The following is a 16,572-nucleotide window of genomic DNA, read 5'->3' on the forward strand; positions in this document are numbered from 1 at the left end:
GAGCGCCGCCATGTCCGTACGCATCAAATATTTGCTCGCAGCGCTGGTCGCGCTGCTTTGGGGCGGCGCCATGCTGGCCGCCTTCTGGTGGTTCGAGGCGCGCTACCTGCGGCCCTTTGATAGTGAACGTGCCGAACTGTTTTCCGGAGAATACCTGGCGTTGCCCGGGTCATTGGGCGGGGCGGGATCGGTCCGCGTGGTGCATTTCTGGGACCCTGCCTGCCCTTGCAATGCCGGTAACCAGCAACATCTGGCCGAACTGATTAAGCGATTCGGCGATCGGGGCGTCAGCTTTTATGCGCTGCAAAAGCCGGGCACCCACGGTCGCCTCCCGGAGCAGCTGGCTGGCCTGCAAGCCTTATCAACCTTGCCCGGCTCGGAAACGCTGCCGGCCAGCCCTGCCGTAGGTATCTGGAACAAGAATGGTCGACTGGTGTATGTCGGCCCCTACAGCGAAGGTGCGGTGTGCAATTCCAGCAACAGCTTCATCGAACCGATCCTGGAGGCGATATTGGCGGGCCGTCAGGTCAATGCCACGCATTCACTCGCGGTAGGCTGCTTCTGTGACTGGAAGGACCGCCCTCCGGTTGACGGTTGACGATTGCTTCAGTGGCCAGCCCGCGGGCTTCGAAGATATTCCGCCGGCGACGACCGGCAAAGGCATGTTTCGGCCGCCGGCGCCAGCGATTGATTCCTCGCGCCGGCCCGCTGATCAGCTATGCGCAGAGGGCGGTGCCATCACCGTATTGTCGATTGTCGGTCGCCAGTTCTGTTTGGCGCCGTCATCCATCGCCTGACGCATCGCGCGAACACGGCGCTTCTCTGCACGGCGGCTGAGGTACCAGGCAATGAATGTCGCCAGCGACACCACCAGCAGGATCAGACTGGCCACCGCGTTGATCTCAGGTTTTACCCCGAGTCTGACGGCAGAGAAGATCTCCATCGGCAGCGTGGTCGAGCCCGGCCCGGAGACGAAGCTGGCCAACACCAGATCGTCCAGCGACAGGGCGAACGAGAGCATGCCACCGGCCGCCAGTGAAGGCGCGATCATTGGCATCGTGATCAGAAAAAACACCTTCCACGGCCGAGCACCGAGGTCCATCGCCGCTTCCTCGATGGACTGGTCGAGCTCGCGCAGACGCGCCATCACCACCACCGCGACATAAGCCGAGCAGAACGTGGTGTGCGCGATCCAGATCGTTACGATCCCACGCTGTGCCGGCCAGCCGATCAGCTGCGCCATCGCCACGAACAATAGCAGCAGCGACAGGCCGGTAATTACTTCGGGCATGACCAGCGGCGCAGTGACCAGGCCACCAAACAGTGTACGGCCGCGGAAGTTCGGAATACGCGTCAGCACGAATGCCGCCATGGTGCCCAGCGCCACCGCCGCCACCGCCGTGTAGAGCGCAATCTCCAGCGAGCGCATCACCGCCCCCATCAGCTGGCTGTTTTCCAGCAGTCCGGCATACCACTTGAGCGACCAGCCGCCCCACACGGTCACCAGCCGAGAGGCATTGAACGAGTAGATGACCAGCAGCACCATCGGCAGGTAGATGAACAGCAGCCCGAGCACCAGGATCAGGTTGGAAAAACTGTAGCGTTTCATCTCTCGCCCTCTATGTCCTTGGTTACGCTGTTAGGTAGAGAGCCGGTTGAACACCGCAACCAATGAGCCGGGCGCGTCATAGCTTGCCTTCCATTTCTTTGGTCTGGTTGCGGTTGAACAAGATAATCGGCACCAGCAGTATCGCCAGCATCACCACAGCAAGAGCAGACGCCACCGGCCAGTCACGGTTGTTGAAGAATTCCTGCCAGAGCACCTTGCCGATCATAAGCGTCTCCGGGCCACCGAGCAGCTCGGGAATCACGAACTCGCCCACCACCGGAATGAACACCAGCATGCAGCCGGCGACGATGCCATTCTTCGACAGCGGCACGGTGATCTTCCAGAACGCTCGCAGGTTACTGGCGCCAAGGTCCGAGGCCGCCTCGAGCAGGCTCGTGTCATGCTTCACCAGGTTCGCGTAGAGCGGCAGGATCATGAACGGCAGGTACGAATAGACCACCCCGATGTACACAGCCAGATCGGTATTGAGGATGCGCAGCGGCTCATCGATCAGCCCCATTCCCATCAGCAGGCCATTGAGGATGCCGTTGCTGCTGAGAATGCCCATCCAGGCGTAGACGCGGATCAAGATCGCCGTCCAGGTGGGCATCATGATCAGCAGCAACAGGACCGTCTGCAGATCCTTGCGCGCTCGGGCGATGGCGTAAGCCATGGGATAACCGACCGCCAGGCATATCAGGGTGCTGAAGAAGGCGATGCGCAGTGAGCCGGCATAGGCCGCCCAATACAGGTCGTCCTCGCTGAGGAAAATGTAGTTGCCGAGGTTGATCACCAGCTGTAGCTGCTGTTCAGCGTAGGCGAAGATCTCGGTGTAAGGAGGTATCGCCACGTCCGCTTCGGCGAAACTGATCTTCAGCACGATGGCGAACGGCAACAGGAAAAACAACATCAGCCAGAGAAAAGGTACGCCGATGACCAGTCGGCGCCCGCTGTTCAAGCGTGAGCGGTTCATGCCTGCAGCACCACGCCGCTGTCGTCCCACCAGTACACGTACACACTTTCCTCCCAAGTAGGCCACTTCACATGCCGCTCGGCATTGGCGAGAAAGGCTTGCACGATCATCCCCGACGAGAGCTTGATGTAGTAGACCGAATGCCCACCGAGATAGGCGATGTCGTACACCACGCCCCTGGCCCAGTTATAGCCAGGACGCTCAAGCTCAGGCAGCTCGGTGCCGATCAGAAGCTTTTCCGGACGCAGGGCATAGGTGATCTGCTTGTCCTGCGCACGGGTGCTGATGCCATGGCCGACATAAATGGGGTTTTCCAGGGCCGGGCAGGCGATGACGGCATGGTCTTCGACATCCTCGATCAGCTCCCCGTCGAACAGGTTGACGTTGCCGATGAATTCGCAGACCAGACGGCTCGCCGGAGTCTCGTAGATATCCATCGGGCTACCGACCTGGGCGATCCAGCCCAGGTGCATGATGGCGATGCGTTCGGCCATGGTCATGGCCTCTTCCTGATCATGGGTAACCATCACGCAGGTCACGCCGACCCGCTCGATGATCTGCACCAGTTCCAGCTGCATCTGCGAGCGCAGCTTCTTGTCCAGCGCGCCCATGGGCTCGTCGAGCAGCAGCAGCTTGGGCCGCTTGGCCAGTGAGCGGGCCAGTGCCACGCGCTGGCGCTGGCCGCCGGACAACTGATGCGGCTTGCGCTTAGCGTACTGGCTCATTTGCACCAGCGTCAGCATCTCATCGACGCGCGTCTGTACCTCACCCTTGGACAGCCCGTCCTGTTTGAGGCCGAACGCGATGTTCTGTGCCACCGTCATGTGCGGGAACAAGGCGTACGACTGGAACATCATGTTGATCGGCCGCTCGTAGGGCGGCATGTCGGTGATGTCCTGGCCGTCGAGAAAGATCCGCCCCTCCGTCGGCCGCTCGAAACCCGCCAGCATGCGCAGCAAGGTCGATTTGCCTGAGCCCGAGCCACCAAGCAAGGCGAAGATCTCGCCTTGCCGGATGCTCAGCGAGACATCATCGACGGCCACCGTTTCGTCGAACTTCTTGGTGACGCGGTCGATCTTCAGCAGCACCTGTTTGTTCTGACTCTCACCGGTGAGGGCTTTTTTGTAGGCGCTGGAGGCAACGGCCATGCGCGAACTCCCGATTGGAAAAAATGGGCCCGGACAGCACCGGGAATGTCGTTCGATACGCGGCGGCAGCTCCGCCGCGCTCGTCTGGTTGGGGGTCTTTATTGACCAGACTTGACCTTGGTCCAGGTGCGGGTCATCAAGCGAATGATCTTCTGCGGCAGCTCGGCGGAGACATACAACCGGTCCAGTACCTCCTGAGGCGGATAGACCGAGGGGTCCTTGCGCACCTCCTGATCCATCAGATCATCCGCTTTCAGGTTGGGGTTGGCATAGCCCACGTAATCGCTGACTGACGCAATCACCTCAGGCTTCAGCAGGTAGTTGATGAACGCGTGGGCTTCGTCGACATTCTGCGCGTCTGCCGGAATGGCGAGCATGTCGAACCAGAGATTGCCGCCTTCCTTGGGAATGGAATAGGCAATGTCGATGCCCTTGCCGGCCTCGTCGGCACGAGCGGCCGCCTGGAAAATATCCCCGGAGAAGCCAGCAGCGATGCAGATATTGCCATTGGCCAGATCGGAAATGTACTTGGATGAATGGAAATACCGCACGTAAGGACGCACCTCCAGCAGCTTGGCTTCAGCCTTGGCGTAGTCGTCCGGGTTTTCACTATTGGGATCCAGCCCCAGATAATTGAGCATCGCCGGAATCATCTCGTCGGGCGAGTCTAGAAAGGCGATACCGCATTCGGCCAGCTTCTTGGCGTTTTCTGGCTCGAACAACACAGCCCAGGAGTCGACCTTTTCGATGCCCAGCGCCGCGGTCACTTTCTCGACATTGTAACCAATGCCATTGGTTCCCCAGAGATAGGGCGCCGCGTAGGTATTGCCCGGGTCGTTCTTCTGCAGCTGCTTGAGCAGCGCCGGGTCCAGGTTCTTCCAGTTCGGCAGCTTGCTCTTGTCCAGCTTCTGGAACGCCCCGGCCTGAATCTGCTTGCCGAGAAAATGATTGGAAGGCACTACCACGTCATAGCCGGTGCGGCCGGCGAGCAATTTGCCTTCGAGGGTTTCGTTGGAATCGAAGACGTCATAGACGGGCTCGATGCCAGTCTCTTTCTTGAATTCTTCCAGGGTGGTTTCACCGATGTAATCGGACCAATTGTAGATATGCACCGTGGCAGCCTGAGCGGATGCAGCACCGCTGACCGCAGCGGCGAGAAGAAGCGACTTCAATGTCGAAGGCATGAGAGTGTCCTCTTGTTGCAGGCCGCGCGATCAGCGGGCGAAAGGCGGGCTGTTTATTGGAAAAACCTCTAAAAAGCAACTGGCACTGCGTAACGAGCCATACGGTCACGCTCCAAGGGAGGTACTGCATACGGATTGCAAGCCAGATACGGGTCCGTACATAGCCCCTTCAAGGAACTGGTGCCAGCTCGACAGACCCGCAAGCGGGTCTGTCGAGACGGCTGTGCATCAACGGCCGGATTTGATCTTGGTCCAGCTGCGGGTCATGGTCCGCTGGGTCTTCGGGTCCAGGTCCGGGAAAGTGTAGAGCTTCTGCAGGACAGCCTTGCTCGGGTAGATGCCCGGGTCCGTGCGGATTGCCTCGTCAACCAGCGGGGTCGCCGCTGCGTTCCCGTTGGGGAATTGGACGTAGTCCGTAATGGAGGCCATCACGTCGGGCTTCATCAGGTAGTTGAGGAATACGTGCGCATTGTCGACGTTCTTCGCATCGGCCGGGACGGCCAGCATGTCAAAGAAGGTGCCAGCGCCTTCCTTCGGAATGTTATAGCTGACCTTGACCTTGCCACCCGCTTCTTCAGCACGCGCCTTGGCCTGATAGATGTCACCGGAATAGCCGATGGCGACGCAGACGTTGCCGTTGGCCAGGTCTGAGATGTACTTCGAGGAATGGAAGTAAGCCACGTTCGGACGGATCTGCATGAACAGATCTTCGGCCTTCTTCAGTTCGTCAGACTTGGTGGTGTCAGGCTTATAACCTAAATAGTGCAGCGCCGCCGGAAGGATTTCGGTCGGCGAATCGAGGAAGGAGACACCGCACGCCTTCAGCTTCTCCATATTCTCTGGCTTGAACACCAGATCCCAGGAGTCGACCGGTGCGTCTTCACCAAGTGCTGCCTTGACCTTTTCCGCGTTATACCCGATGCCGATCGTGCCCCACATGTAGGGCACCGCGTACTGGTTGTCCGGATCACTAGGCTGCAGCGCCTTCAGCAGGTCCTTATCGAGGTTCTCCCAATTCGGCAGTTTGCTCTTGTCGAGCTTCTGGAACACACCAGCCTTGATTTGCTTGGCCAGGAATGGGTTGGAGGGCACGACGATGTCATAGCCAGAACTGCCGGCGAGCAATTTGGCTTCCAGCACCTCGTTGCTATCGAAAACGTCGTAGACAACCTTAATACCGGTTTCCTTGGTGAAGTTTTCCAGCGTGTCTTCGGCGATGTAATCGGACCAGTTGAAAACATGCAGCACTTTTTCCTGAGCTTGTGCAGCGCTAGCAACCGCGCCGGCCAGCGTCACCGCAAGTAGGGTTTTGGCAAAGGGTTTCATCCGTGCAGCTCCTGTTGTGATCATGTGTCGGGCTAAGGACAGGTCACACTGGCCGGCGATCGTCGCCGGGTCCGTTGCGCCTGGGCAGCAAAGGGTGTGCCGGCATCGACACACCCCTCGGTAAGTCAGGCCAAAGCACGCGCGCAGTCTGGCAAGGTCGACCTCTGTTTTTCAACAACCCAAACGCGTTTGCGCCTCCGTTCGTAACATAGCTCCGCGACCAGGGCACCGCCCCGATCTGGCTTCGTCAGCGCAATGCATCCTTCGCGGTGGCATCCAGGCACAGACGAACCTTGTCGATCAGCTCATCGATCTGCTCTTCGTTGATCACCAGCGGCGGCGAAATGATCATGGTGTCTCCAACCGCACGCATCACAAGCCCATTACGGAAGCAATGCTCGCGGCAGAGCATGCCCACGCCCGGATCAGCGAAACGCTCACGGGTTTTCTTGTTTTTCACCAGCTCCAGCGCACCGAGCATGCCGACGCCACGCGCCTCGCCAACCAGCGGGTGTTCGACCAGCTCACGCCAACGAGACTGCAAATAGGGTGCCGTCTTCGTCTTGACCTGCTCGACGATTTTTTCTTCACGCATGATGCGAATGTTTTCCAGCGCCACCGCCGCGGCCACCGGATGTCCCGAGTAGGTGAAGCCATGGTAGAACTCGCCGCCTTCGTTGAGCGTATGCACCACTTCGTCGCGCACCACCACGCCGCCCATGGGCAGGTAGCCTGATGTCAGGCCCTTGGCGATCGGCATCAGGTCCGGCGCGTTGCCGTAGTAGTCGCTGCCGAACCATTCGCCGGTGCGGCCGAAACCGCAAATCACCTCGTCGGCGATAAAGAGAATCTCATAACGGGCGAGGATCTCGCGGATCTTCGGCCAGTAGCTGTCTGGCGGAATGATTACGCCGCCAGCGCCCTGGATCGGCTCCGCGATAAAGGCAGCGACCTTGTCTTCGCCGACTTCGAGAATCTTCCGCTCCAGCTGCTCGGCGACCCGCACGCCGAACTCCTCCGGATCGAGGTCCCCGCCCTCGCCGAACCAGTAGGGTTGATCGATGTGCTCGATCCCTGGAATGGGTCCATCGCTCTGCTCGTGCATGGCTTTCATGCCGCCGAGGCTGGCGCCAGCGATGGTCGAACCGTGATAGCCGTTCCAGCGACCGATGACCACCTTCTTTTGCGGCTGGCCCTTGATCGCCCAGTAATGACGCACCATGCGCAGCACGGTGTCGTTGGCTTCCGAGCCCGACCCGGTGAAGAACACATGGTTCATGCCTTCTGGTGCAATCTCGGCGATGGCCTTGGCCAGGGCCAGTGCTGGGGGGTGGGCGGTCTGGAAGAACAGATTGTAGTAAGGCAGTTCGCGCATCTGGCGGGTTGCCGCCTCGACCAGCTCTTCGCGACCGTAGCCGAGGTTGACGCACCAGAGCCCGGCCATGGCATCGAGAATCTTGTGGCCTTCGCTGTCCCAGAGGTGCACACCTTCGCCACGAGTAATGATGCGCGTGCCCTTGGCATTCAGCGCCTTGAAGTCGGTGAATGGCGGGAGGTGGTGGTCGCGGCTCAGGGCTTGCCATTGCAGGGTTTGCGAATCACTCATCAATCACCTCTTTAATCCGTAATGTTCGGTGGATGAAAAACTCATCCACGCGGAGCCTCCGGCCAAACGTAGGGTGGATCACGCTTCACCGATCCACCGGGTGGCATTCCACTGGGTGGCGATCCACCGAACGGGGCCAAGGTGGATGAGAAAAGCGCCATCCACCCTACGGCTGTCTTCAAACCGAGAGCATCAGGAACTCCCGCTCCCAGGAACTGATCACCCGATGGTAGTTCTCCTGCTCGGCGCGCTTGACCGCGACGTAGCCGGTGATGAATTTCGGGCTCAGGTATTTCTCCAGCTGCCGGCAGCTCTCCATCCGTTCCAGCGCGGCCTCCAGAGTCAGCGGCAGGCGCAGGTTGCGGCGTTCGTAGCCTCGGCCTTTGACCGGCTGGCTCGGCGGCAGCTCCTCAATCATGCCGATGTACCCGCATAGCAGACTGGCGGCGATGGCCAGATACGGATTGGCGTCTGCCCCTGGCAGGCGATTCTCGACGCGGCGATTCTGCGGGTCGGAATCCGGTACGCGCAGGCCGACGGTACGGTTCTCTTCGCCCCACTCGACATTGACCGGCGCCGAGGTGTCGGGCAGGAAGCGGCGGAACGAATTGACGTTGGGCGCGAACAACGGCAGCAGTTCAGGGATGTATTTCTGCAAGCCGCCAACGTGATGCAGGAACAGTTGACTCATGGTGCCGTCGCTGTTGGAAAAGATGTTACGCCCGGTCTCGTCGACCACGCTCTGGTGCAGGTGCATGGCGCTGCCGGGTTCGCCGGTCATGGGCTTGGCCATGAAGGTGGCGGCCACGTTGTGCTTGAGCGCCGCCTCGCGCATGGTGCGCTTGAACACCAGGATCTGGTCGGCCAGGTGCAACGCCTCGCCATGACGGAAGTTAATCTCCATCTGGGCGGTGCCTTCTTCGTGGATCAGCGTATCCAGATCCAGCCCTTGGGCCTCGCACCAGTCGTACATGTCTTCGAACAGGGGGTCGAATTCGTTGGCCGCGTCGATGGAGAATGATTGCCGGCCAGTCTCCTGGCGACCCGAGCGGCCAATCGGCGGCTGAAACGGCAGGTCCGGGTCTTCGCAGCGCTTGGTCAGGTAGAACTCCATCTCCGGCGCGACGATGGGCTGCCAGCCCTTGTCGGCGTACATCTTCAGTACGCGCTTGAGGATGTTGCGCGGCGAGATTTCGATGGGATTGCCCATCTTGTCGTAGGTGTCGTGGATCACCTGAGCGGTGGGCTCGATGGCCCACGGCACCAGAAACACCGCATCCGGGTCGGGCCGGCAGAACATGTCGATATCAGCCGGGTCGAGCAGTTCGTAATAGATGTCATCTTCAACATAGTCGCCGGTCACGGTCTGTAGCAGCACGCTCTCCGGCAGGCGCATGCCCTTCTCGTCGAGAAACTTGTTGGTGGGTGAAATCTTGCCGCGGGCGATACCGGTCAGATCGCTTATCAGGCATTCCACCTCGGTAATCTTGCGTTCTTTCAGCCAGCCGGTGAGCTGGTCGAGCTTGCTGGACATATCGACCTCAAGAATTGATGAAAAGAGCGCCGTGCCGGCCTGCGCTCAGCGCCGTCCCGCGCGTTCCTGGCAAGCGCGGGCAAATCCCTCGAACAGCGCCAGGTAATAAGGATGTTCATGCACCTTCCATTCCGGGTGCCACTGCACACCAAGAGCGAAGCTCTGTGCGCCCTCGACAGAAAACGCCTCGATCAAGCCATCCGGCGCCAGACCTTCGATACGCAGCCCCGCGCCGAGCCGCTCGACGCCCTGGCCATGCACCGAGTTGATCTCTATCTGCGCAGGCAGCCCAAGACGCTCCAGTAGCCCACCCGGTTGCACGTGCAGAGGATGGCTCAGGCCGTACTGAACCTCGACTGGGTCTTCGGCGCGCTCACGGTGATCCGCGTAGGGCCCGACTTCGTGGACCTTCTGGTGCAAGCTGCCGCCAAAGGCAACGTTCATTTCCTGAAACCCACGGCATACCCCGAACACCGGGATGCCGGCTTCGACCGCTGCACGAATCAGCGGTAGCGTCAGTTGATCTCGAGAGGGGTCGTGCGGCGTGCCTTCGGCGCTGGCCGGGCCACCATACCGATGAGGTTCGACATTGGAAGGCGAGCCGGTAAAGAAGAGGCCGTCTACGCTATCTAATACAGCAGCGGGGTCAATCAGGTCGCCGAGCGCCGGGATGACCAATGGCATCCCGGCTATAGCCGCCGCCCGCAGGTATTTGTCACCGGCAATATGGAAACTGTGGTGGCCGATCTGCCTGGTACAGGCCGAAACGCCGATCAATGGCACGCGAGGCATGGGATACTCGTCTTTCCAGATGGGGCTCGTCGGAGAGTAGTCTTGTTCGTTTTTATAGACAATAGCCGAGCATTCCCGCTTCGGAAAGCGCCTTCAACAATGGGCGATTATTTTCTCAATCGCCCCAAAAACGCCCAATGTGGGCCTTGGTGGGGCATTTCGAGGCGCTATTGACAGGGACAAGGCTTTTCGATTGACTCCGAGTCAAGCTGTTTGATGATTGAAATTTTTAACAATTAAGGTGCTTCATCATGCTTCCGCCGCCGCGTGCCGTTCAGCTCAACGAAGCGAACGCATTTCTCAAGGAACACCCGGAGGTCCAGTACGTCGACCTACTGATCGCAGACATGAACGGAGTCGTTCGTGGCAAGCGCATCGAACGCGCCAGCCTGCACAAGGTGTATGAAAAAGGTATCAACCTGCCGGCCTCGCTGTTCGCCCTCGACATCAATGGCATCACCGTAGAGAGCACAGGCCTGGGCATGGACATCGGTGATTCCGACCGGACCTGCTTCCCGATCCCCAATACTCTGAGTAACGAACCCTGGCAGAAGCGCCCGACCGCGCAACTGTTGATGACCATGCACGAACGCGATGGCTCGCCGTTTTTTGCCGACCCCCGCGAGGTGCTGCGCCAAGTGGTAAGCAAGTTCGACGAGCTGGGCCTGACCATCTGCGCCGCGTTCGAACTGGAGTTCTATCTGATCGATCAGGAGAACGTGAACGGCCGGCCACAACCGCCACGCTCGCCCATTTCCGGCAAGCGCCCGCATTCCACCCAGGTCTATCTGATCGATGACCTCGACGAATATGTCGACTGTCTGCAGGACGTCCTCGAAGGCGCCAAGGAACAGGGCATTCCCGCCGATGCCATCGTCAAGGAAAGCGCCCCGGCGCAGTTCGAAGTCAACCTTCATCATGTAGCCGATCCAATCAAGGCGTGTGATTACGCCGTGCTGCTCAAGCGCCTGATCAAGAACATCGCATACGACCATGAAATGGACAGTACCTTTATGGCCAAGCCCTACCCCGGCCAGGCCGGTAACGGGTTGCATGTGCACATCTCGCTGCTGGACAAGAACGGTAACAATATCTTCGCCACCGATAACCCGCTGGAAAGCGAAACGCTGCGCCACGCCATCGGCGGCATTCAGCAGACCATGGCGGCATCGATGGCCTTCCTCTGCCCCAACGTCAACTCTTACCGCCGTTTCGGTGCTCAGTTCTATGTGCCCAACGCACCGTGCTGGGGCTTGGACAACCGAACCGTGGCGCTGCGCGTGCCCACTGACAGCTCGGATGCCGTGCGCATCGAGCATCGGGTAGCCGGCGCTGACGCCAATCCCTACCTGCTGCTAGCTAGCGTGCTAGCTGGGGTTCACCACGGCTTGACCAACAAGATCGCCCCGGACGAGCCTATCGAGGGCAACTCCTACGAGCAGGTCGAGCAGAGCCTGCCGACCAACCTGCGCGATGCCCTGCGCGAGTTGGACGACAGCGAGATCATGGCCCGCTATATCGACTCCACCTACATCGACATCTTTGTCGCCTGCAAGGAGAGCGAGCTGGCCGAGTTCGAGCATTCGATCTCCGACTTGGAATACAACTGGTATCTGCACACCGTCTGATGCGGCGCGCCGCATCAGACGGTGTCTATTCCTTTCAGCGGCGCGTTGCAGCATTTTCCATCCGCTTCCGGAGGGGGCACGGAAACCGGCATCCACAGGGCCATACCGATCCTGAGGTTCCTGCGTGAATTCCACGCCCTGGTCGCGCATCCGATTGTAGGCGTCACGGCAAGCGTCAACGACCAGCACGAGGGACGGCATCGCGCCTTTGGCCACCATGGCGAGCAGGGTCTGGGCGGTCGCGGCATCGTGAGTCGGTGGCCCCGGCGAGAACAGCCCAAGCTGCATACCGGACCGCTCGCACGCCCAAACTTCCCTGATAAGACCGAGGCGTTTCGAACAGGTTGAGCGTAAACGTCCGCATAAGCCCTCGCGCCGTAGAACCATCGCAGGCGAAGCTCGGCGAATCGAGCTGACCGCTTCACACAGAAGCCCCATTACAGGTGCTGCAGGATATTGATCAACTTGCCCATGGGATCCCTGACGTAGAAGCGCCGAACACCCCAGGGTTCGGTGGCCGGACCGTACTCCAACGCCATGCCTGCGTCCTGAACACGACGCAGAGCGTCAGATAAGTCATCCACCTCTATGGAAAGATCCGGGACAGCCGTATCGGAGCCGCCTTGGCTTGCGAAGCTGACCTGCGCGGTCATGTTCTCCGGACTCGTATAAGTACGAATCCAGCCATGATCCATAGCCAGCTCGAGCCCCAGAACGTCTTTGTAGAATGCGTGCGCAACAGCCGGATCGGCGACCGTAACGTTGGCCACGATGCGTTTGATCTTCAAGCGAACTCCACTGATTCGGCGATTTGGCAGCCACGACGCGACGGATCAATTGCTCTGCAACAACGACGGGTTATATAGGATCTTCTTCAGGAATCAGCACCAGAAGGTCTGTAACTTCAATACTCTTACCAACCTGAGATAGCAGAGTAGTGACCTGACCGCGATGGTGAGTCTGATGATTGAAGAAGTGAAGCGCCAAGCTCGAAAGGCGTTTATTGCCAGGAACCCCTTTGGTGTTGTGGTAGCTGAGGACGAGATCCAGATCATCTTCGGATAGCTCATTTATCCAATTGCAGATCTGGCGATCCAACCAGAACCTCTGCTCAGACAGGGCGGCGAAATCTTCAAAAAGCATCTGATCCAGGCTACTCGGGTCTGGAAGCTCGACTATTTCACGCAACGAAGTCAGGCCGCACGGAGGTGTAGCAAACCGTTTAAGCCAAATGATATCGGCAATGAGAATGTGGTTCAGCGTGCCCAGAATCGAGCCAAAAAAGGCTCGACGGTCCTTGGCCAGTTCATCTGCGCCTAGCTGACCCGCAGCCTCATAAATTTTCGAATTCATCCATTGGTTGTAGGAAGCCAGCAATTCGAAGTGTTCTTTCAAGCTCATCAGGTTTTTTCTCGTTTACCGGTTACATATCGAGATGTACCGAGCCTATCGACTGGCGCATTTCTGCGTTCAGAAAACTGCCCTTTATCGTCCGGCCTGTTCACTGTGCTCCTGTTACTTATAGACGACGTTCTGGCAGGAGCGTGACCGGCTATCCTCAACCGGCGCTTTGACACGGAGCCTGCTCCGGTTGGGGCAGCAGAGGACAGCTGGCAAGCACCCGTCGCGATGGTCTCTCGTCGACGGTGTGAGACGGCCGTACCCGTTGCATCCGTCGCCGCCCTGACATCCAATAGCGTCCCATGAGCACAGCCATCCCCGCCCCACGCGTTCCTCCCGGCCGCAAGCCTCGCGCCAGCAGTCAGGCGCGGATCGCACAGATACTGGCCGCCGCCCGCGAATTGCTCGCCGAAGCGGGCGTGGCCGGGCTGTCGATCTACAGCGTGGCGGAGCGGGCGGCGATTCCGCCCTCCTCGGTCTATCACTTCTTCGCCAGCGTGCCGGCGCTGCTCAATGCGCTTACGGCCGACGTGCATGCAGCCTTCCGCGCCAGCCTCGAGCAGCCCGTCGATCATCACGCGTTGGATAGCTGGCAAGACCTGTCCCGGCTGATCGAACGTCGCATGCTGATGATCTACGAGGGGGATGCCGCGGCCCGTCAGCTGATCCTCGCACAGCACGGCCTGACCGAAGTCACCCAGGCGGACCGCCAGCACGACATCGAACTCGGCGAACTGATGCAGGTCCTTTTTGAACGGCATTTCCATCTACCGCCACTGCCCGGCGACATCACGGTGTTCGCCCTCGCATTGGAACTTGGCGACCGGGTGTATGCGCGGTCCATGCATGAGCACGGTCTGATTACGAAGCGAATGGCGGAAGAAGGCATGCGGGTATTCGATGCGTACCTGGGCCTGTATCTCCCGCCTTTCTTGCCCAAACGTGACCAATTGGACAAATAGCCGATATTTATCGATAAGCTACTCGTAATTTAAGCCGTTCTAGTGAAGAAAACGCTTCAAATGCAGATAAGTATCGAATAAATTCCGCTCCACCCGAGGTAGGGTTCACTCACGCAGCATCCGCGAGGTTTTCAATGTCCCGCACCGTCACCGTCGCCGCAACCCAGATGGCCTGCTCCTGGGATCGCCAAGCCAACATTGCCAATGCCGAGAAGCTGGTCCGCGAAGCGGCCGCCAAGGGCGCGCAGGTGATCCTGATCCAGGAACTGTTCGAGACGCCCTACTTCTGCCAGAAGCCAAACCCGCAATACCTGCAGCTGGCCACTTCGGTGGAGGAGAACCCGGCGATCCAGCATTTCTGCAAGATCGCCGCCGAGCTGCAGGTGGTGCTGCCGATCAGCTTCTTCGAGGTCGCTGGCCGTGCGCGATTCAATTCGATCGCCATCATCGATGCCGATGGCAAGGTGCTCGGCGTTTATCGCAAGAGCCACATCCCGGACGGCCCCGGATATCACGAGAAGTACTACTTCAACCCGGGCGACACCGGCTTCAAGGTCTGGAACACCCGCTACGCCAAGATCGGCGTGGCCATCTGCTGGGACCAGTGGTTCCCCGAAACCGCGCGCAGCATGGCGCTGATGGGCGCCGAGCTGCTGTTCTACCCCACCGCCATTGGCAGCGAGCCGCATGACCCCAATATCACCTCGCGTGATCACTGGCAGCGCGTCCAGCAGGGCCATGCCGGTGCCAACCTGATGCCGTTGATCGCCAGCAACCGCATCGGCCAGGAAGAACAGGACGGCTACGACATCACCTTCTACGGCTCCTCGTTCATCGCCGACCAGTTCGGCGCCAAGGTTGAGGAAATGGACGAGACCAGCGAAGGCGTGCTGGTGCATCAGTTCGATCTCGATCAGCTGGAGCACATCCGCAGTGCCTGGGGCGTGTTCCGGGACCGCCGGCCGAATCTGTACAGCCCAATCAAAACGCTCGACGGCTCGCTGGAGTCCTGAGCCTGACCCCCAAAGGGGCGCTGCCGCACAGCTTGGTACGGTTGAATCCTCTGCGCCGTGGTCAGATATGTCGCCGCTGAAGAATGGCCGGTTACATCCGGCCTCGATAATTGCCGTCCTTGCCAGGTAAACCGATGACCACATTGACCACGACCCCGCGCGCCGACGACTACCACATGCCTGCCGAATGGGCGCCACACAGCCAGACCTGGATGGTCTGGCCGCAGCGTCCGGACAACTGGCGCGACCAGGGCACACCGGCGCAGGCGGCTTTTACCGCGGTGGCCAAGGCCATCGCGCGCTTCGAGCCGGTCACTGTCTGCGTCACCGCCGAGCAATACGTGACCGCGCGGGAGCAACTGGACGACCCACGCATCCGGCTGGTGGAGATCAGCAGCGACGACGCCTGGGTGCGCGACACGGGCCCGACCTTCGTGATCAACGGCAAAGGCGGCCTACGGGGTGTCGACTGGACATTCAATGCCTGGGGCGGGCTGGAGGGCGGCCTGTATGAAGACTGGCAGCGCGACGATGAGGTGGCGCGCAAGATCCTTGAGATCGAGCGCTGCGAACGCTACCGCGTCGAGGGTTTCGTGCTCGAAGGCGGCTCGATTCACGTCGACGGCGAAGGCACCCTGATCACCACCGAGGAGTGTCTGCTCAACCGCAACCGCAACCCGCACCTGTCCCGCGAGAAGATCGAAGCGGTTCTCGCCGATTATTTGGCGATCGACAAGGTCATCTGGTTGCCGCACGGCCTGTACAACGACGAAACCGACGGTCATGTGGATAATTTCTGCTGCTTCGTCCGTCCCGGGGAAGTGCTGCTGGCCTGGACCGATGATCGCGACAACCCCAACTACGAGCGTTGCCAGGCCGCCATGCGCGTGCTGGAGCAGGCACGGGATGCGTGGGATCGTCCGCTGACCGTACACAAGATGCCGATTCCCGGCCCGCTACACGCTACCGAGCAGGAATGCGCTGGCATCGTACCGCTGGTCGGCACACAGCCGCGTGATCCGTCGATCCGATTGGCGGGCAGCTATGTGAATTTTCTGATCGTCAACGGCGGAATCATCGCCCCGTCGTTCGGCGATCCGCTGGACAAGGAAGCGAAAACCATCCTGGCTCGACTGTTCCCCGATCACGAGGTGGTGATGGTGCCGGGCCGTGAGATTCTGCTCGGCGGCGGCAATATCCACTGCATCACCCAGCAGCAGCCGCTGCCGGCTCAGCGCCGCCAAGGGGCGAACCAACCCAGGCCATCCACGGTCAAGCCGCGCGGGTTGTCGCAGCCGGTTCAGCCATCGTAGCGGGTCGCTTCCACCGAGCCCGTTCGCGACGCGCAGGGCGGATCACGGGTGGCCGATCCACCGTGCGAACTACGGCGCTTGCG

15 protein-coding genes are annotated in these 16,572 nt (G+C 60.0%); 5 read left to right on the plus strand and 10 right to left on the minus strand.

What is annotated here, in order from left to right; all coding sequences use genetic code 11:
• Positions 1–10 precede the first annotated feature (10 nt).
• Positions 11–598: a DUF6436 domain-containing protein gene (locus CH92_RS20645; RefSeq protein ID WP_025243659.1), complete on the plus strand. Its 588-nt coding sequence runs from the start codon at positions 11–13 to the stop codon at positions 596–598.
• A 114-nt stretch (positions 599–712) separates the two neighbouring features.
• On the opposite strand, the gene CH92_RS20650 is transcribed toward CH92_RS20645, so the two are convergent.
• The 8 genes from CH92_RS20650 to CH92_RS20685 form a co-directional block, all read right to left on the minus strand.
• The gene (locus CH92_RS20650; protein WP_025243660.1) at positions 713–1,609 is read right to left on the minus strand and encodes an ABC transporter permease subunit; all 897 of its coding nucleotides are present in this window, start codon (positions 1,607–1,609) and stop codon (positions 713–715) included.
• A 76-nt stretch (positions 1,610–1,685) separates the two neighbouring features.
• Positions 1,686–2,582, minus strand: a complete 897-nt coding sequence (locus CH92_RS20655) for an ABC transporter permease subunit (RefSeq protein WP_025243661.1) — start codon at positions 2,580–2,582, stop codon at positions 1,686–1,688.
• Positions 2,579–3,730 (minus strand): polyamine ABC transporter ATP-binding protein, encoded by a 1,152-nt coding sequence (gene potA, locus CH92_RS20660; RefSeq protein ID WP_025243662.1) that lies wholly within the window; start codon positions 3,728–3,730, stop codon positions 2,579–2,581. The genes CH92_RS20655 and potA overlap by 4 nt, the downstream gene beginning before the upstream one ends.
• A gap of 98 nt (positions 3,731–3,828) precedes the next feature.
• Positions 3,829–4,914: a polyamine ABC transporter substrate-binding protein gene (locus CH92_RS20665; protein WP_025243663.1), complete on the minus strand. Its 1,086-nt coding sequence runs from the start codon at positions 4,912–4,914 to the stop codon at positions 3,829–3,831.
• 228 nt (positions 4,915–5,142) lie between these two features.
• Complete coding sequence (locus CH92_RS20670; RefSeq protein WP_025243664.1) at positions 5,143–6,240, minus strand: polyamine ABC transporter substrate-binding protein; 1,098 nt, start codon at positions 6,238–6,240, stop codon at positions 5,143–5,145.
• Between the two features lie 247 nt (positions 6,241–6,487).
• Positions 6,488–7,846: an aspartate aminotransferase family protein gene (locus tag CH92_RS20675; RefSeq protein WP_025243665.1), complete on the minus strand. Its 1,359-nt coding sequence runs from the start codon at positions 7,844–7,846 to the stop codon at positions 6,488–6,490.
• A 178-nt stretch (positions 7,847–8,024) separates the two neighbouring features.
• The gene (locus CH92_RS20680; protein WP_025243666.1) at positions 8,025–9,380 is read right to left on the minus strand and encodes a glutamine synthetase family protein; all 1,356 of its coding nucleotides are present in this window, start codon (positions 9,378–9,380) and stop codon (positions 8,025–8,027) included.
• Positions 9,381–9,425: 45 nt separating this feature from the next.
• The gene (locus CH92_RS20685; RefSeq protein ID WP_025243667.1) at positions 9,426–10,172 is read right to left on the minus strand and encodes a gamma-glutamyl-gamma-aminobutyrate hydrolase family protein; all 747 of its coding nucleotides are present in this window, start codon (positions 10,170–10,172) and stop codon (positions 9,426–9,428) included.
• A 251-nt stretch (positions 10,173–10,423) separates the two neighbouring features.
• Between CH92_RS20685 and CH92_RS20690 the strand changes: the two genes are divergently transcribed.
• Entirely contained in the window at positions 10,424–11,800 is a 1,377-nt protein-coding gene (locus CH92_RS20690; RefSeq protein ID WP_025243668.1) for a glutamine synthetase family protein, read from the plus strand.
• A 437-nt stretch (positions 11,801–12,237) separates the two neighbouring features.
• On the opposite strand, the gene CH92_RS20695 is transcribed toward CH92_RS20690, so the two are convergent.
• Both CH92_RS20695 and CH92_RS20700 read right to left on the minus strand, forming a co-directional pair.
• Positions 12,238–12,588: a VOC family protein gene (locus CH92_RS20695; RefSeq protein WP_025243669.1), complete on the minus strand. Its 351-nt coding sequence runs from the start codon at positions 12,586–12,588 to the stop codon at positions 12,238–12,240.
• A gap of 70 nt (positions 12,589–12,658) precedes the next feature.
• Complete coding sequence (locus CH92_RS20700; protein ID WP_025243670.1) at positions 12,659–13,201, minus strand: DinB family protein; 543 nt, start codon at positions 13,199–13,201, stop codon at positions 12,659–12,661.
• Between the two features lie 302 nt (positions 13,202–13,503).
• Between CH92_RS20700 and CH92_RS20705 the strand changes: the two genes are divergently transcribed.
• The 3 genes from CH92_RS20705 to aguA all read left to right on the plus strand — a co-directional run bounded on the left by CH92_RS20705 (position 13,504) and on the right by aguA (position 16,489).
• Positions 13,504–14,163 carry a TetR/AcrR family transcriptional regulator gene (locus tag CH92_RS20705; protein WP_025243671.1) on the plus strand — a complete coding sequence of 220 codons (660 nt, stop codon included), beginning with the start codon at positions 13,504–13,506 and terminating at the stop codon, positions 14,161–14,163.
• 134 nt (positions 14,164–14,297) lie between these two features.
• The gene (gene aguB / locus CH92_RS20710; RefSeq protein ID WP_025243672.1) at positions 14,298–15,176 is read left to right on the plus strand and encodes an N-carbamoylputrescine amidase; all 879 of its coding nucleotides are present in this window, start codon (positions 14,298–14,300) and stop codon (positions 15,174–15,176) included.
• A 134-nt stretch (positions 15,177–15,310) separates the two neighbouring features.
• A complete protein-coding gene (aguA, locus tag CH92_RS20715) occupies positions 15,311–16,489 on the plus strand; it encodes an agmatine deiminase (protein ID WP_025243673.1) in 1,179 nt (392 codons plus the stop codon).
• Positions 16,490–16,572: the final 83 nt, after the last annotated feature.

Source organism: Stutzerimonas stutzeri, assembly GCF_000590475.1.
Taxonomy (GTDB): Bacteria; Pseudomonadota; Gammaproteobacteria; order Pseudomonadales; family Pseudomonadaceae; genus Stutzerimonas; species Stutzerimonas stutzeri_D.

What these genes read in the sequence shown, in the direction of transcription:
- CH92_RS20645 (WP_025243659.1), top strand. Translation starts at nt 11, where the DNA reads ATGTCCGTACGCATCAAATATTTGCTCGCAGCGCTGGTCGCGCTGCTT.
- CH92_RS20650 (WP_025243660.1), bottom strand. Translation starts at nt 1,609, where the DNA reads ATGAAACGCTACAGTTTTTCCAACCTGATCCTGGTGCTCGGGCTGCTG.
- CH92_RS20655 (WP_025243661.1), bottom strand. Translation starts at nt 2,582, where the DNA reads ATGAACCGCTCACGCTTGAACAGCGGGCGCCGACTGGTCATCGGCGTA.
- potA (WP_025243662.1), bottom strand. Translation starts at nt 3,730, where the DNA reads ATGGCCGTTGCCTCCAGCGCCTACAAAAAAGCCCTCACCGGTGAGAGT.
- CH92_RS20665 (WP_025243663.1), bottom strand. Translation starts at nt 4,914, where the DNA reads ATGCCTTCGACATTGAAGTCGCTTCTTCTCGCCGCTGCGGTCAGCGGT.
- CH92_RS20670 (WP_025243664.1), bottom strand. Translation starts at nt 6,240, where the DNA reads ATGAAACCCTTTGCCAAAACCCTACTTGCGGTGACGCTGGCCGGCGCG.
- CH92_RS20675 (WP_025243665.1), bottom strand. Translation starts at nt 7,846, where the DNA reads ATGAGTGATTCGCAAACCCTGCAATGGCAAGCCCTGAGCCGCGACCAC.
- CH92_RS20680 (WP_025243666.1), bottom strand. Translation starts at nt 9,380, where the DNA reads ATGTCCAGCAAGCTCGACCAGCTCACCGGCTGGCTGAAAGAACGCAAG.
- CH92_RS20685 (WP_025243667.1), bottom strand. Translation starts at nt 10,172, where the DNA reads ATGCCTCGCGTGCCATTGATCGGCGTTTCGGCCTGTACCAGGCAGATC.
- CH92_RS20690 (WP_025243668.1), top strand. Translation starts at nt 10,424, where the DNA reads ATGCTTCCGCCGCCGCGTGCCGTTCAGCTCAACGAAGCGAACGCATTT.
- CH92_RS20700 (WP_025243670.1), bottom strand. Translation starts at nt 13,201, where the DNA reads ATGAGCTTGAAAGAACACTTCGAATTGCTGGCTTCCTACAACCAATGG.
- CH92_RS20705 (WP_025243671.1), top strand. Translation starts at nt 13,504, where the DNA reads ATGAGCACAGCCATCCCCGCCCCACGCGTTCCTCCCGGCCGCAAGCCT.
- aguB (WP_025243672.1), top strand. Translation starts at nt 14,298, where the DNA reads ATGTCCCGCACCGTCACCGTCGCCGCAACCCAGATGGCCTGCTCCTGG.
- aguA (WP_025243673.1), top strand. Translation starts at nt 15,311, where the DNA reads ATGACCACATTGACCACGACCCCGCGCGCCGACGACTACCACATGCCT.